This window comes from Vibrio ordalii ATCC 33509, from assembly GCA_000257205.1.
Classification (GTDB): Bacteria; Pseudomonadota; Gammaproteobacteria; order Enterobacterales; family Vibrionaceae; genus Vibrio; species Vibrio ordalii.
This window is the reverse complement of record AEZC01000055.1, coordinates 1-16592: the sequence shown is the minus strand read 5'-3', so window position 1 is coordinate 16592 and position 16592 is coordinate 1. Positions and strand designations below refer to the sequence as shown.

12 protein-coding genes and 2 pseudogenes are annotated in these 16592 nt (G+C 44.9%); 4 read left to right on the top strand and 10 right to left on the bottom strand.

The window, feature by feature from the left end; translation table 11 throughout:
* Positions 1-106 precede the first annotated feature (106 nt).
* The 3 genes from gyrA to VOR_RS18915 all read left to right on the top strand — a co-directional run bounded on the left by gyrA (position 107) and on the right by VOR_RS18915 (position 5136).
* On the top strand, positions 107-2830 hold the full coding sequence (gene gyrA / locus VOR_RS0103570) for a DNA topoisomerase (ATP-hydrolyzing) subunit A (protein WP_010318361.1): 2724 nt from the start codon (positions 107-109) through the stop codon (positions 2828-2830).
* A gap of 357 nt (positions 2831-3187) precedes the next feature.
* Positions 3188-4834, top strand: coding sequence for a methyl-accepting chemotaxis protein (locus tag VOR_RS0103565; protein ID WP_010318360.1), 1647 nt, complete (start codon positions 3188-3190; stop codon positions 4832-4834).
* Positions 4835-4959: 125 nt separating this feature from the next.
* Positions 4960-5136 (top strand): hypothetical protein, encoded by a 177-nt coding sequence (locus VOR_RS18915; protein WP_010318359.1) that lies wholly within the window; start codon positions 4960-4962, stop codon positions 5134-5136.
* A gap of 95 nt (positions 5137-5231) precedes the next feature.
* Here VOR_RS18915 and manA read toward each other — a convergent pair whose 3' ends face one another.
* From manA to VOR_RS0103510, 10 genes and pseudogenes are all read right to left on the bottom strand, one after another.
* On the bottom strand, positions 5232-6440 hold the full coding sequence (manA, locus tag VOR_RS0103555) for a mannose-6-phosphate isomerase, class I (RefSeq protein ID WP_029626865.1): 1209 nt from the start codon (positions 6438-6440) through the stop codon (positions 5232-5234).
* 267 nt (positions 6441-6707) lie between these two features.
* Positions 6708-8222: pseudogene (locus tag VOR_RS16690) on the bottom strand (PTS fructose transporter subunit IIC); the annotation flags it as partial.
* Positions 8208-8468: pseudogene (locus VOR_RS18645) on the bottom strand (PTS fructose transporter subunit IIB); the annotation flags it as partial. The pseudogenes VOR_RS16690 and VOR_RS18645, both read right to left, overlap by 15 nt.
* A gap of 363 nt (positions 8469-8831) precedes the next feature.
* Positions 8832-9200, bottom strand: coding sequence for a diacylglycerol kinase (locus tag VOR_RS0103540; RefSeq protein ID WP_010318355.1), 369 nt, complete (start codon positions 9198-9200; stop codon positions 8832-8834).
* Positions 9201-9342: 142 nt separating this feature from the next.
* Entirely contained in the window at positions 9343-10650 is a 1308-nt protein-coding gene (locus tag VOR_RS0103535; protein ID WP_010318354.1) for an ATP-binding protein, read from the bottom strand.
* 27 nt (positions 10651-10677) lie between these two features.
* Positions 10678-11379, bottom strand: a complete 702-nt coding sequence (locus tag VOR_RS0103530; protein ID WP_010318353.1) for a response regulator — start codon at positions 11377-11379, stop codon at positions 10678-10680.
* 140 nt (positions 11380-11519) lie between these two features.
* Positions 11520-13046 carry a tripartite tricarboxylate transporter permease gene (locus VOR_RS0103525; RefSeq protein WP_010318352.1) on the bottom strand — a complete coding sequence of 509 codons (1527 nt, stop codon included), beginning with the start codon at positions 13044-13046 and terminating at the stop codon, positions 11520-11522.
* 9 nt (positions 13047-13055) lie between these two features.
* Positions 13056-13553: a tripartite tricarboxylate transporter TctB family protein gene (locus VOR_RS0103520; RefSeq protein ID WP_010318351.1), complete on the bottom strand. Its 498-nt coding sequence runs from the start codon at positions 13551-13553 to the stop codon at positions 13056-13058.
* 202 nt (positions 13554-13755) lie between these two features.
* On the bottom strand, positions 13756-14727 hold the full coding sequence (locus VOR_RS0103515) for a Bug family tripartite tricarboxylate transporter substrate binding protein (RefSeq protein WP_010318350.1): 972 nt from the start codon (positions 14725-14727) through the stop codon (positions 13756-13758).
* Between the two features lie 247 nt (positions 14728-14974).
* Positions 14975-15790, bottom strand: coding sequence for a hypothetical protein (locus VOR_RS0103510; protein WP_010318349.1), 816 nt, complete (start codon positions 15788-15790; stop codon positions 14975-14977).
* A gap of 229 nt (positions 15791-16019) precedes the next feature.
* Between VOR_RS0103510 and VOR_RS0103505 the strand changes: the two genes are divergently transcribed.
* Positions 16020-16592 (top strand): GntR family transcriptional regulator (locus VOR_RS0103505; protein WP_155815340.1); only part of this gene is annotated, 573 nt, incomplete at its 3' end.

The window sequence follows — 16592 nt, the reverse complement described above, 5'->3', positions numbered from 1 at the left end:
GATAAAAGGAAAGGGAAAGGGATGCCGAAGTAGTGAATTATGTGTTATATTTTTCGGCCTTGTACGTATCGAATATACGATCAAAAGATAGAGGGATAATGGCTCTATGAGCGATCTAGCTAGAGAGATCACGCCCGTAAACATTGAAGATGAGCTAAGAGGTTCATACCTAGACTACGCGATGTCCGTTATCGTGGGTCGTGCTCTTCCAGATGTGCGTGATGGCCTAAAACCAGTACACCGTCGCGTTCTGTTCGCGATGAATGTGCTTGGTAACGATTGGAATAAACCATATAAAAAATCTGCCCGTGTTGTGGGCGATGTGATTGGTAAATATCACCCGCATGGTGATAGTGCTGTATACGATACGATTGTTCGTATGGCGCAGCCGTTCTCATTGCGTTACATGTTGGTCGATGGCCAAGGTAACTTTGGCTCGATCGACGGTGACTCTGCGGCAGCAATGCGTTACACCGAAGTACGCATGTCAAAAATTGCCCACGAACTGCTTGCCGATCTCGACAAAGAAACGGTCGATTATGTACCGAACTATGATGGTACAGAACAGATCCCTGCGGTTCTTCCTACCAAAATTCCTAACCTACTGGTCAATGGCTCATCCGGTATTGCCGTCGGTATGGCAACCAACATTCCACCTCATAACCTAACGGAAGTGGTTGATGGTTGCTTGGCCTATATAAATAATGAAGACATCACCATTGATGAGTTGATGGACTACATTCCGGGCCCAGATTTCCCAACGGCAGCATTAATCAGTGGCCGCAAAGGCATTATCGACGCTTATAAAACAGGGCGCGGTAAAGTCTACATGCGCTCTAAAGCGGATATCGAAGTCGAGAAGAATGGTAAAGAGACCATTATCGTCAGAGAAATCCCTTATCAAGTGAACAAAGCACGCTTGATTGAAAAAATTGCTGAATTGGTTAAAGAGAAAAAAGTCGAAGGCATCAGTGCACTGCGTGATGAGTCTGATAAAGACGGCATGCGTATTGTTATCGAATGTAAACGTGATGCGGTTGGCGAAGTGGTTCTGAACAACCTTTACGCTCAAACACAGTTACAAACGACATTCGGCATCAACATGGTTGCGCTGGATAATGGTCAACCTAAGCTATTCAACTTGAAAGAAATGTTGAAATGCTTTGTTGATCACCGCCGCGAAGTGGTGACGCGTCGTACTATTTTTGAACTGCGTAAAGCTCGTGATCGTGCCCATATTCTAGAAGCACTGGCTCTCGCGTTAGCCAACATTGATGAAATCATCGAATTGATTCGCCGCGCGGCAACGCCAGCAGAAGCAAAAGAAGGCTTGATTGCTCGTGGTTGGGATCTTGGCAACGTAGCGTCAATGCTTGAACGTGCTGGAACCGATGCCGCTCGTCCTGAATGGCTTGAACCAGAATACGGTATCCGTGATGGCAAATATTTCTTAACTGAGCAACAAGCCCAAGCAATTCTTGAGCTTCGTCTGCACAGATTGACAGGTTTAGAGCACGAAAAAATTCTTGATGAGTACAAAGCTCTTCTGGAAGAAATCGCTGAACTAATGCATATCCTTGCCAGCACTGAACGTTTGATGGAAGTGATCCGCGAAGAGCTTGAAACCGTTCGTGATGCTTTTGGTGACGCACGACGCACTGAAATTACCGCGGCAACTCATGATATCGACATGGAAGAGCTGATTGCTCGTGAAGATGTGGTAGTGACACTTTCTCATGCTGGTTATGTGAAATACCAGATCCTCAGCGATTACGAAGCACAACGCCGTGGTGGTAAAGGTAAGAGCGCGACGAAGATGAAAGAAGAAGACTACATTGAGCGTCTTCTTGTGGCGAATACTCATGACCACATTCTTTGCTTCTCGACTCGTGGTAAGACATACCGTTTGAAAGTCTATCAATTACCGCTAGCGAGCCGTACAGCGCGTGGTAAACCTATCGTTAATATTCTTCCTCTGGAAGAAGGGGAACGTATTACTGCGATTTTACCAGTCACTGAGTTTAGTGATGATAAGTTTATCTTTATGGCGACCGGTGACGGTACAGTGAAGAAAACATCACTTTCAAGCTTTGCCAATGTGCGTTCTAACGGTTTGATCGCGGTTAACTTGCGTGAAGATGACTCTTTGATTGGTGTGGACATTACCGATGGCAACAGTGAAATTATGCTGTTTTCTAAATTTGGTAAGGTGGTTCGCTTTAAAGAATCAGAAGAAACGCCAGTATTGGATGAAAATGGTCAGCCTGTTCTTGATGAACATGGCCAGCCAGAAATTAAGTTCAAAGGTGTTCGCGCCATGGGACGCACCGCGTCCGGTGTTCGTGGTATGAAGCTAGCAGAAGGCGACCAAGTGGTATCGCTGATTGTTCCTTCAAATGACGGCGACATCTTAACAGTGACACAAAACGGCTATGGTAAACGTACAACCTTAGGGGAATATCCAACTAAAGGTCGTGCAACTCAAGGCGTTGTTTCAATCAAGGTGTCTGAGCGTAATGGTCAAGTTGTCGGCGCAGTGCAAACTGAAGAAGGCGATGAGTTCATGATGATCACCGATGCCGGTACGCTCGTTCGTACTCGCGTCGCGGAAGTGAGCCAAGTGGGACGCAATACTCAAGGTGTGACCTTGATTCGCACCGCTGAAGATGAAAACGTCGTAGGTTTACAACGTATTGAAGAAATTGAAGATGTTGAGTTACCAGAAGGTGAGGAATTGCCAGAAGGTGAAGCGAGCGTTGCAATTTTAGAAGTACAAAGTGACGCAGAAGAGACTGACTCTGAACCGAGCAGCGATTCTGAAGACGAGTAATCGTTTCACATATCCACCTTTATTCTAAGCTGATAAAGAATAAAAGCCGGAGCATTGATTGCTTCGGCTTTTTACTTCTAGCGAGCAGCCCATCTGACAAGTGAAGGATTTTCATTCAGCGTTGAAATCGTGGTGGCCTTTTTGAAAAGGTCATCTGTGCCACAAATACGGCCTACTTCACCTCTCCCATTCAACCTAAAATTGCCTATACTCAGTGATTGAGTTAACTTCATAAAAGTCATTAATTTAATTTAAAACGTTCTAGAAAAGATAACTTTTTAATAAATAAGAAACCATTCATTGGTTAAGATTTGTCTCCATAACATAATAGCGCTACAACTAAAAAGGATATAAAAGATGTTTGCTAATCGGTTTACCTTGCAATCGCGATTAATTTTTGCGGTGTTATTACCTTGCGTTGCGTTGATTATTGTTGGAATGGCGAGCTTCAATAGCATGTCGACGATTCAACGACAGGCAGAGCAGCTCTATCTCAATACAGCCGCGCCAATGCGTTCAATGGCTGAAGTTGCCTCTCGAATTCCCCGTATGCGAGTTGGTATCGATATGATGTTACTTCAAGAGACGTCGTTAAGAGATAAAAAGGGTGTGCTCACACGCGTGAAAGAGACTCGTGCCGAAGATATTCCTGAAATGAGGCAGTCTGTCGAGCACGCGGTTCAGTCACAAGTGGATCCAGAACAGCGTAGACAAGTTCAGCAACTGTTGACTGACTTTGAAAAAATGGTCAGTACTCAACTTAATCCTATGTTGGCGGCATTTGAAAAGGGCGATCTAGATACGGCGCGCAACATATACCGAGATCAATACGCGCTTACCTATGGTGAACTGCGTAAAAAAGCCAATGTGATCCTCGATTCGCTACTAGAGCAGGCCAAACAGCAGAACATCAATAGCCAAAAGAGTTATGCCCAAGGGCAAAATCACATGTTTATCATTATTGGTATTGGTGTGCTAATTTCGTTTGTCACTTCATTCTTTATTGTTATCGGCCTAAAAACGCGAGTGGCCAGCCTACAAAAATCGATTGCTTTGGCAGCTGAAAACATGGCGCTAGATGCTCGCATTGATTTAGGTGGTCAAGATGAGTTATCGAAAATTAGCGACAGTTTTAACGACTTCATTGAGAAAGTACATGTAGCGATCAAGCAAGTGGCTTCGAGTTCTTATGAATTAGCGAATACGGCTAACCAAGTTTCAGCACGGGCACTATTAACCAAAAACAACTGCACTTCGCAGCGTGATAGAACAGTCCAAGTGGCCACTGCTATTCACGAGCTAGGTGCAACGGTGGGCGAAATTGCAAACAACGCAGCTCAAGCTGCCGACGTTGCGAAACAGGCCACTCATCAGGCGGAAAATGGCACCACTGTAGTAGAGAAAGCACAAGTGCAAATTGCAGATTTGATCACTGAATTAGAGCAAGCTGCACAAGTCGTAGGCTCTTTGGCTGGTCAAGTGGTTAACATCAGCTCGATACTTGAGACTATTCGTAGCATTTCCGAGCAAACGAACTTACTTGCATTGAACGCAGCGATTGAGGCGGCGCGAGCGGGAGAGCAAGGTCGAGGTTTTGCGGTCGTTGCTGATGAGGTGCGAAATTTAGCAAGCCGTTCTGCTGCATCAACTGAAGAAATTCAAAGAGTCATTAATAACTTACAAGAAGAATCGAAACGGGCGGTTGGGGCGATGTCTCAAGGGCGCGAGCAGGGGTTGTTGGTGGTTGAACAAGCTGAAAATGCCAATAGCTCGCTAAAACAGATCTGCGTTTATATAGAGAATATTAGCGATCAAAATATTCAAGTCGCGACGGCAACGGAAGAACAATCAAGTGTGGTTAGTGAGATCAATCGCACCGTTGAAGATATCAATCATCTCACCATGGAAACAACAACAGTGGCTGAGGAGCTTACTGCCAGTAGTGAACATTTGAAAAAAGTTTCCAAGCAACTCGATAACCTAGTGAATAATTTTAAATTGTAATTTTGATACTTTAGGCTTAGATACTAGAAATGTGATAACTATTCCATAACTTAACACGGCATAAGACATGTCTATGAAAAATGGTATTATTTTTGAGAATTTTAGTATTTTTATAGGAATCGGTTGTGGACCCTGTGATATCGCAATTAAAGAAGGATTTTTATGCGCAGATTCGCTCTCTCAAAGACGGTCCGACATCTGAATCTCAAACGACCTTAGCGCTGTTAACAGAAGAAGAGCTGCAACAGCTAGCACAAATGTGGGTTGAACTGGCGGTTTGGAAACAGTCGCAGAATACCTAATTTCCCACAGATTGATTAGCGTAAATTTTCGTAACAATCCTAAACAAAAAAGCCAGCAGAACAGATGCTGGCTTTTTTGTTTATTACGTCGGCTGTTAATTGTACGCGCGTGCGACACGTCCAAGTGATGACAGTTGATAATGTTCAGCGTAAGCGGGAATGAAGATTGAGTGGCCTTTTTTCACGGTTAGAGACTCACCATTGTCATGGGTTAAGGTCGTATCAGCATCAATGGCAAAGATAATTTCGGCACTGTTGATTTTCACCTTAACTTGCGTGGCATTGAGGTAAATCGCAAACTTAAAATCGCGGACTGGGACCGGGAACAATAACGCTCCATTTTCTTCAATTGGTTTCAATAAAAGACTTGAAGCGGGTTTTTCTTCAAATAGCGTGCATGATGCGAGCTCTTCAATATCCATATGTTTGGGTGTTAGGCCAGCGCGCAACACGTTGTCTGAGTTGGCCATGATTTCAAGCCAGGTACCTTTCAAATAGGCGTGTGGCGTTCTGGCGTCTAAAAACATGGCCTCACTCGGAGCTAAAGTAAGTACATTGAGCATTAACGGAGAAAATAGACCAATATCACCGGGGTACTGTTGTGCCAGCTCTAAAATGAGCTCAAAAAGATCATCATCTGAATGATGATGGGCATACGCTAATAATGCATTCACTGCATGTTCTTTTTGCTCGCCAGTTAATGATAGCAATGCACTAAAAAAGCTTTTTAAACCTTGTGATGTTGGGTTGTGTGCAAAAGCATCGACCAGGGTTGAAATCGCATTGATATTCAGCGTTTGAAATTGTTCAACAATCTCTGTGATTGGGCGAAACCCATTCATCGCTTGATAAGGGGTAAGGGCGTAAACCAATTCCGGCTTGTGGTTAGGATCTTTATAGTTGCGATGTCCGGCGTTGAGTGGGATCCCTGCTTGGTTTTCTTTCTCAAAGCCAATTTCTGCTTCTTGCTTACTTGGGTGAACTTGAATCGAAAGGGCGTTCGCTGCGGCAAGTACTTTGAAAAGATAAGGTAACTCACCAAAGGTTGTTGCAGTAGCCGCAGAAAGAAACGCGGTTTTATCTTGGTTGATCATCTCAAGCAACGAAACAGGTTCTCCATTCACATGAATTTGTGAGCATCCATTTGGGTGTGCTCCCATCCAAATTTCTGCTTGTGGAGCCTTGGTTGGGTTAGCAATATCAAACAAGTGCTGAATCGAAGTCGTGCTTCCCCACGCATAGTTTTGGATGACATTGTCCATCAAAAAGAAAGGTTGTTTGTTATTGGTCATAGTACATCTCACAAAAAATCAAAATAAAAACAAAGCAGCAGTACATATACCCAAACAACTTGAAGTTGCAGGTAGGCGGCAAGTAAGTTCATCCCCATGAGCATAGATAAACTATGTGATTGGGGTGAGCGAACGTAGCCAACACCGCTGCAGCTTCAAGTGGGAAGGGTATCGAGTAAGCGAAATAAAAAACTCCCGAATTAAAGCGGGAGTACAACATAAAGTCAGAAGCTCAGCGTTGATGAACATCAAGCACTCTCGGGGGAGAGTGCCTGATCATTAAGCCGTTGCTTGTTGTAATTTCGCTTGGCGCATTTTTTTCAGAGTGATACAAACAACACCAGTCACTACAGCACCGGTTGCCATGCAAAGCAAAGCTAGCAAAGGCTTATTCATGGCACCGAGCAATGCTACTACATGACCACCGTGGGCAACACTGTTTGTAATGCCAAAAGTGAACGCCATAACCGCTGCAACCATCGACCCCAAGATGTTTGCTGGAATGACTGACATCGGATCTTGCGCGGCAAATGGAATCGCCCCTTCAGAGATACCAACTAAGCCCATTGCACCGGAAGCTTTCCCTGCTTCAATTTCAGAGGCTTCAAACAAGTTCAGTTTACGGCCCAAAACGGTTGCTAAAGCCATACCGAGTGGCGCGACTGGAATGGCACACGCCATTGCACCCATAAATTGAGTTTGACCGCTGGCAATCATACCAACAGAGAAGAGGAATGCCACTTTGTTAAATGGACCACCCATATCAAAGCCAGCCATGCCGCCGAGCACAATACCGAGCAGTATCACGTTACCTGAGCTCATGCTAGTAAGTAGTGCGGTTAAGCCATCCATCAAGCTTGCAATCGGCGCGCCGATAATAAAAATAAAGAGCCCAGAGATAAAGAGTGAGCCTGCGATGGGTGCAATCATGATAGGCACAAGTGGTTGAATAAACTTGTGAAAATGGATGCTTGTTAACCATTTGATGAAATAACCGACTAAAAGGCCAGCAATAATGGCACCGATAAAACCTGTACCGGCATCTGCGCCGTAGAATGACCCGTTGTTAGCGATCCAACCACCAATTAAGCCAGGAGTCAGAGCAGGGCGATCGGCGATCGCATACGCGATGTAACCCGCAAGAATGGGGATCATCAATGTAAAAGCAACCACACCGACGTTCAGCACTTGGTTCCACATACTGCCGTCAGGAATGGCCATGCCCGCTTCGGTTGGCTCGCCGCCAATAGCGAGTGCTAAAGCAATCAACAAGCCGCCAGTAACAACGAATGGGATCATATGCGATACACCATTCATCAAATAGCGGTATAAATCGGAGCGAGCTTGCGCCGCTTTGCCTTTCCCATCTAAAGTCTTGGTACTGGCATCGGCTTGATATTTTGCTGCGCTGAGGGCTTTTTCAATCAACCCTTTTGCATCACGAATCGGCGCTTTAACGCCAGTTTCAATCAGTTTTTTACCCGCAAAGCGCACCATGTCAACTTGCTTGTCGCAAGCCACGATGATCGCATCAGCTTTAGCGATATCTTCACCCGTTGGGCTATTTTTCACCCCAATCGAACCGTTGGTTTCGACTTTTATTTGATAACCCATCGCGGCGGCCGCTTTTTCCAGCGCTTCAGCGGCAAGATAAGTGTGTGCAACACCCGCTTGGCAGCCCGTTACGCCAATCAAAAAGCCTTTATTTGCTTCAACATCGGTTGTTTTTTCGGTTTTTTGTAGCAACAAATCTAGCGCTGCTTGCTCTGTTTTGGCGTCTAAGAAACGTTCAATGGACACCTGAACCGTTTTACAACCAACAAAACGTTCACGCTGTTCAATGTCGATATCTTAAGCGATGAGGATCAGATCCGCGTTGACAATATCTGCCACCGTCAGTGGGTTCTCGACACCCATTGCGCCTTGGGTTTCGACTTTAATTGAGATATTACGCTTATTCGCTTCTTTTTTGAGTGAGTCTGCGGCCATATAGGTGTGCGCGATGCCTGTTGGACAAGCGGTTACTGCGATAATTTTCATAACGAAAGATAATAAAGAAATGATGAGTGAGTATAAGGAGGATGAAAGCGTGACTCAACCGAAGTTTACACTAAGCCAGCACACTAATAGCTGTAACACTCAGGCTACTCGGCTTCTCACATAAACTTCACAATGTCAATGTTGTATGGGATGCTGAATGTTCATCAGTTCACCAAACTGTTTTTAAATGATTAGGAGAAGAAAATAGCAAGACCCAAAAAATTCGTCGTGTTTGTGGTCAAGCGGCGTATGCGTGCTTCAAACCCAATGGCGTCAAATCATCTGAATTGAACACAGTAGATTTATTATCAAAAGAGAGGTAGTAGAGGCGATGTCGGTTCAATCTTGTGGTCAGATAGTGCGCTAAAAGTAATAAGGCGACAGGATGAAGATCCAGGTAAATGCTGAAAATAGCAACGCGATAAGTACGGCAGCCGAACCTATGTCTTTGGCGCGGCCACTGAGTTCGTGCCATTCGCTACCGACGCGATCAACCACGGCTTCCACGGCGGAATTCATCAACTCAACGATCACCACTAAGACTAAGCAACCAATCATCATGATTTGCTCAACTTTAGTGACAGGCAAAAAGAAAGTAATGGTAATCAACAAAATTGAAGTGATAATTTCTTGTCGAATAGCCGCTTCATTTCGCCACGCGGCTTTCAGCCCTTGTATTGAATAACCTGTGGCATAAAACAGACGCTTTATACCGGTACGACCTGGTTTCATAAGATGAACAACCTAATAGTGAATGACTATGATAATGGGCATGAGTGAATTACGTGTAGAAGTAAAATCGCTTCACCTTGACCCTCACGTTAAAAAAGAGAATCAGTGAAGTCGGTTAACCGATTCTCTTAAGTGCAGGATTTTAAACGCCCGCTACGGGTAGTACAAGAGTAAAGCAAGCGCCCCCGAGCACACTTTTAGCCACCGATACTTCGCCGTTATGGCGCAAAACGATCTGTTTAACGATAGCTAATCCTAATCCTAATCCGAAGCCTGATTGTCGCTCACCACGTGAGAAGTCGGCGCTGTAAAAAGCATCAAAAATGAAGGGCCAGTGCTCAGAATCTATACCTTCGCCATCATCATGGATATCAATTTGCACCGCTTGGCCTGCGTTGTTCACTGAGGCTTCAACGATGATCTTCCCTTTTGCGTATTTTTGAGCATTGCCTAATAAATTATCGAGAACTCTTTTGAGGAGGTATGGATCGGCTTGCAAGCTGGCTTCTTTTGCTAATGGTAGTAGTTTTATATCTATTACACTGTTACTGCGCCATTTATCTAGGACCGATTCAAGCCAGTAATTGAGCTGAATTGTCTGCATATTGAGTTCATTTTCTGGCCTTTCAACTTTAGCGTAGTAAAGCAGTTCATCGACCATGGTTTCCATCTCTTCGGTATCTTCGATGATACTGGCGACTTTCGCCGCTTGTTTGGGTGTCAGAGATTCATCGGCCAACATTTCTGCTTGCCATTGGATCCGAAAAATGGGGGTGCGTAGCTCATGAGCTACTGCATTACTCAGCGCTTTATTGCTGAGCACCAAGGCTGAAATTTTACTCGCCATGTAGTTAAAGCTTTTGTTTAACGAGCCAACGCTATTGCTACTTTTGATAGAGGCTCGAACGGTTAGGTCACCTGCGGCAAAGGCTAAGGTCACTTTTTCCAATTCGCGTAGTCGCCGACTGATGAACCAGATCAGTAACACACAGTACAGTGCAAAGCCGACAACAAGCAGAAAAAGTGAGAGATTATCTGCAAAGAAAATAGCTTGTCTCAGTGACGATTCTTCATCGGGTTTAAAGCTGTAAATTGGTGATGTAGGTGTGAGGAGTAGCCATAAAAAACGGTCATTATCGTAGTAGGTGTGTGCGTTAGGTGCAGTGGTAAAAAAAAACGATCGAATATCTGAGGGTAATGTCTTTTCTGTATGTGCACCCATAATTTGACGTGTTTTATCGGCATACTCTTTTAATACATTTAAGGTGCTGACTTCACCTTCACGCTGATAAATATGTGTGACCAAGTCATGAAATGCTTCGGCTTGATAATCTTCAAGTACATAATCGTAATCAGTACCAAGTTGGTACACGACCAATTCGATGGTAATAAGTGTCGCTAGAAAAAAGAGCAATAAACCAACAAAAGATTCAATATAGATACGACGCATACAGGTTTCTTCTAAAAGACGTGGTCATTACCACGTGTCTGGTACAAAAAGGTATCCTTTCCCTCGAACCGTAATAATGCGTTTCGGTGTGGAAGAATCATCGCCAAGTTTTTTGCGCAAAATGACAATCTTGTTATCGACGGTTCTGTCAAGTCCATCGTATTCAATCCCACGTAATGCTTTGGTTAATACATCGCGTGATAGGACTTGATCTGGTGTTGATGCCAGTAGCCACAGCAAATCGAATTCGCTGTCGGTCATCGCCACGGCCTCACCATTCAGTTCACACAGATGTCGAGATCGATTGAGAGACAAGGCCCCAAATTCAAGTACGGTTTTCGCGGTTTGAATTGGCTCGTTGTCGACTCTGCGCAATAGCATGCGCATTCTTGCAAGCAAGACGCGTGGTTTAATCGGCTTAGTCACAAAATCGTCGGCACCAATTTCCAATGCGGCAACATGATCAAAATCATCGTCACTGGCAGTTAGCATCAATATCTTACCGTTGTAGGTAGGGCGGATCTGTCTACAAATTGTCAGCCCATCTTCACCGGGCAACATTAAATCGAGTAATACGATGTCTGGTTGTTGTTCTAAAATAACTTCGCTTGCTTTGGCACCGTCAGCAAGGGCAATGACGCTAATGTCTTGACTTTCAAAGTATTCTGTTAACATTTCTCTTAGTTTTAAATCATCTTCAACAATGATTAAAGAGTGTTGATCAGCCATAGGGACTCCTAGATAGATACGATGAACGACATGACAATCGCTGACATTGGAAAGATTTGAAGTGCATAGTAAAGCAAAGACCCAGCATTTTCGCTAGGTCTTTGTATGGTTGGATGAGCATTGTGTGGTCAAATCGCTCGTTATTCAACGACTTTGGTTGGTGAGGAGCGAAGTTTTTTCGCCAGCATCACTATCAGTGGGCTAGTCAACATCACTACGGCAAGTACGGTAAACACAAAAGTGATCGGACGTTCCCACAAGAAGCTTAACTCCCCATCGCTGATCATCAACGCGCGGCGAAGGTTCTCTTCCATTAATCCACCCAAAATAAAGCCAAGCAGCAGCGGTGCCAGTGGGAAGTTGGCTAACCGCAGAGCAATGGCTCCCATCGCGACAAGCAGCATCACGTAGACATCCATAGTGTTAAACGAAACCAAATAAACACCGGTGATTGAGAAGAACAAAATCATCGACAGCAATACGGTTCTGGGTACTGCCAATAGCCTTGAAATATAAGGAATAAGCGGCAAATTAAGGATGATAAGTACAATGTTACCGAGATACATTGAGATGATGACAGACCAAAATACATCGGGGTGATCAACAAATAAACGAGGGCCAGGTTGGATGCCGTAAGAGAGCAGGGCTCCAAGCATGATCGCTGTGGTGCCAGAGCCGGGAATGCCGAGTGTCAACAGCGGAACAAAAGATCCGCTAGAGGCGGCGTTATTGGCTGACTCTGGCGCAACAAGCCCACGCAAAGACCCTTTACCGAACTCTTCTTTTTTATCTTTGGGCGCTAAGCTGCGCTCCATACCATAACTCAAAAACGCGGCGATGGTTGCGCCCGCGCCGGGTAATACGCCGGTGAAAAAACCTAAAATAGAAGCACGAATTGAAACAGGAGCCGCTTCTTTAAATTCTGCCTTGGTGATTTTCATACTGCCTAAATTACTGAGTTTATTTTGTTCATCAGAGCGCGTATCACTATCGGGTTTTAAAATTCCCATTAATGTCTCGCTTAATGCGAATGTCGCCATCGCTAGCAAGAGGAAGCTAAAACCGTCCATTAAATCAGTTAAGCCAAAGGTAAAACGTTCCACGCCTACGCCTTTATCAATACCAACGGTAGAGAGCATCAAGCCAAGAACAACCATCATCCATGCTTTAAGAATTTGTCCTTTTCCAGCAAAGGCGGCGACCGCCGATAGACCGAGTAGCATCAATGCAAAATAGTCAGAGGATTGAAAACTCAGTGACACGCTGGCCAGTGCAGGCGCTGCGACCAAGAGCATAATCGCTGACAAGGTTCCGCCTGTAAAAGAGGCGTAAGCAGCGATGGCTAAGGCTTTACCAGCTTGGCCTTTTTGCGCCATGGGGTAGCCATCAAATGCGGTGACCACGGTTGCCGAGCATCCGGGAGCATTAATCAAAATGGAGGAAGTGGAGCCGCCAAAAATAGCGCCGTAATAAACGCCGGCCATTAAAATCAAACCTGAAGATGGCTCAAGGCCATAGGTGATCGGGATCATTAACGCGATGGCCGAAATAGGGCCAAGCCCGGGTAACATGCCGATAAAAGTACCAACGAAACAGCCCACAATCACCATGAAGATGTTCATCGGCATCATGGCGGTAGAAAGCCCTTGTAAAATTCCATCTAACATAATCAGTTCCTACCAGAGTGTGAAAATAACGCCGGGCTCAAGGTAGATGTCCAAACCTTGAGTAAGCAGCAGATAAAACGCGATGACAAAGGGAAAAGAAGCGCCAAATAACACTGATTTGCGTCTTTCTCCCAAAATATAAAAGCCAGCGAGTAAAAAGAAACTGGTGGCCAGTACGAAGCCTAAATAGGTTAGGCCAAGTCCGTACAGCGCCATCAACACTAAAAAACCAATCAACAATTTCCAGTTGAAGTGCAATACCGCGCCGCTTTGTTTATCGGGCTGCCCTAACACCAGCATCAACAAAGAGAGGCCAATTCCAGCGTAAGTCAGCAGAGTCGGCAAGGTTTGGGCGTTAAACGGTTCATATTCATCACCGGGAAACATCGGTATTTGAGTCGTTTGATAGCCGTAACAAAGGCTAAGAACAAGGAAGATCAACGCGCCAACGCGATCGCGGCACAGTAAATATTCTTTGCTGAAAAATTTGGTTGGCAGATCCGACATATCCAACTCCATGGTAGAAATAGGGGAGGAAAGAGCCGTGCAGCAGCAAGTTAATGAATTGATTAACTAAGGGCAAAGGGATAGGTGTATGAAGGTTTTCCTATCCATATTTGCCTGATAAACAAAGGAGTATTGAGCATAACTGCACACGGCAAAAGTGTTGCTAGCGGGGACAAGGCAAGGAACTGTCCCCTTAGCGAGCTTACTTAAGGAAACCGAGTTCACGCATCAGATCACCCATCTCTTTTTCTTGAGCTTCTAAGAAGGCGTAAAACTCTTTATCCGATTGATAATTATCGATCCAACCATTGCGGTCGCGGACCACTTTCCATTCATCAGTGGTGTACATTTTCGCTAATGCTGCGTTCCACTGATCAATTTTTTCTTGGCTGATCCCTGGTGCTGCGAAAAACCCGCGCCAGTTAGCAAATACGGTTGGATTGCCGTAATCGGCTAAAATTGGGATATTTGGTGCAGACTCTAAACGTTTAGGGGCTGTTATCGCTAAAATTTTCACTTGGCCGGACTTGGACATTTCAAGCACTTCACCTAAGCCTGTTGAAAGCAGTTGTGTTTCACCAGAAAGCAGTGCTGCCATGGCTTTACCACCTGCATCGTAGGCGATGTAGCGAACTTCTTTAGGGTTCAACCCTTGCCCTTTGAAGGCCGCAGCGGCAACTAAATGATCCATACTGCCACGAGCAGAACCGCCAGCGACTTTGACTTTACGCGGGTTGTCTTTGAAATCGGCAACCGCATCTTCCCACGTTTTGTATTTTGAATTGCCCGCCGCAACGATAGCGCCATAATCAGAAACGGTGGCGGCAATCGGTGTTAAATCACGGAAGGATTGTGGAAAAATACCGGATAAAGAACGAACCACAATCGGTGTAGAGTTGACCATCAAGGTATCTTCTTGGCGGTCTGCTGTTTCAATCAAGTGTGCAATCGCTTTACCGCCACCGCCACCGGATAAGTTTTGGTAAGACACATTGCTGACAATGTCGGTTTTCATCAGTACATCACCTGTACCACGAGCCGTCATGTCCCAACCACCACCCGCACCACCGGGCACTAGAATGTGAAGTTTCTCAATATCAGCGGCGAAGCTGCTAAAAGAAAAGGTTGCAGCCAGAATGGATGCAGTGAGGGTCGGTTTGAACTGCTTAAACATATTCACGTTCCTTATGTAGGGCGCATCTTCATCTTTACCTTGGAGCGTTTGTGACTGAATGCTACAGGCGGAGATAGGGTGCTTATCGTTGTTATCATGACTGCATCAATGATCTAATGCAGATACGTTAAGTTAATAACCTGTTACTGGTTTGTCTCTAATGCGTAGATAAAAACAATATAGGGCATAAAAATGTTTATGTTCATAAAGTTCACGGCGCTATTTTGCGTTGTGTGATAAGTCCCTGTTAGTGTCTTGTTTCACTGTTTACTAGCAACAACTGACTGTTATTAACGGCAAATTGCGCTGCAGAGGCGTCATTACTTTGCTGAGTCAAGGTCGTTATGCTGGGCAGTAGCAGGAAAAATATCAGCGGTTCAGGGTACTGTGCTTGCCATCGATGACGCTCATCTAACACATGTCCTTCGAAATAGACGGTGAGTACAACACTGTCTGATGAAAAATGTGATCCACGGAATCGACCTAGTGTATGTGCCGCGCCCCATACTGAGCTTAGTGATCGTTCCGATGCACTTTTAAGATAGAGCTCTAACGCCACACCTTGCGACTGAGAATGTCGGTGAACAGTCAAACGCTCCCCCAAATACTTGCCTTGCTGGAAAGGCAAATAACCCAAGTTGTTCGGTGTTATACGGCCATCGTTTGCACACATTTGAACCGAATCAGGCATTTGCTGGCTGCTGTACAATTCACAAGCAAATTGACTAACAAGTTGCTGCACTGCGCTTTGAAATAAACGAACATCAAATGAGTGTTCTTGCGCAAGGTGTAAATTTAATTCAGGAAAAACGATAGGCAACTGGCTTGTTAGCGCGTTGAGGTCATTGATCGTAACCGATTGATTCTGCTCTATCGCCGTGCGGATAATATTTGGGCTGTCTGCTAATGAAAGCGCATCTTCAGAATAGGTCGCCTCACTCAATAATGGGTAGCTGCGTGGATTTTCCGGTTTGCTGCTGTAAGCAATGCATCCAGATAATAGCAACGAGCAGGCGAGAGCGTAACCAAAAGGAGAGTGAGTGATTCTCTTGTAAAGATTCATAAGTGGCGGCAAGTCTCGGGTAGTGGATTGCACGGATCATTCTATCTATGAAATCAGCTCTTTTCTCTTTTCAAGCTCACAGAGTTTTATTTTCAACTGCGTAAGCTTAGCCGCTATGTTTCTTATACATTGGTCTAATTTGTCGACAATTTGATTGATTTTTGATGTTTATATCGTCTATTTTAACGATGGTATCTTATGATTGTTGACAATTATGGGCGATGACAAGATGGATAGTGCATTAACACTAAACAGTTCCGATATAAAATTACGTGCTGTTGAACGAGAAAAAGAGAATACCAAATCGGAAAACCTCACTGAGTATTTGATTGAGTCGATTGTTGAAGGGCGTATAGCTCCAGGCAGCAAAATTTCAGAACCTGAACTCGCCAAGCGTTTTCAAGTCAGCCGTGGGCCACTGCGTGAAGCGATAATGCGTGTGGAAGGCTTGGGGTTGATTGAGCGTGTTTCACATGTGGGCGCGCGAGTCATTGAGTTGTCACCCGGTAAGTTGGTGGAGCTTTATGCAGTACGCGAAGCGCTAGAGGGTATGGCGGCAAGGTTAGCGGCGCGCAACATTTCGCCCTCTGAATTACAAGGGTTAGAGGCATTATTGTCGACACATTCTAATCATATTGAGCAAGTCGAAGGGGCTTCCTACTTTCATCAACACGGTGATTTTGACTTTCATTACCGCATCATCAAAGCCAGCCGTAATCATAAATTAGTGACTTTATTGTGTGATGAGCTCTATCACTTACTGCGCATGTATCGTTATCAATCGCCACGCTCACATTCACGT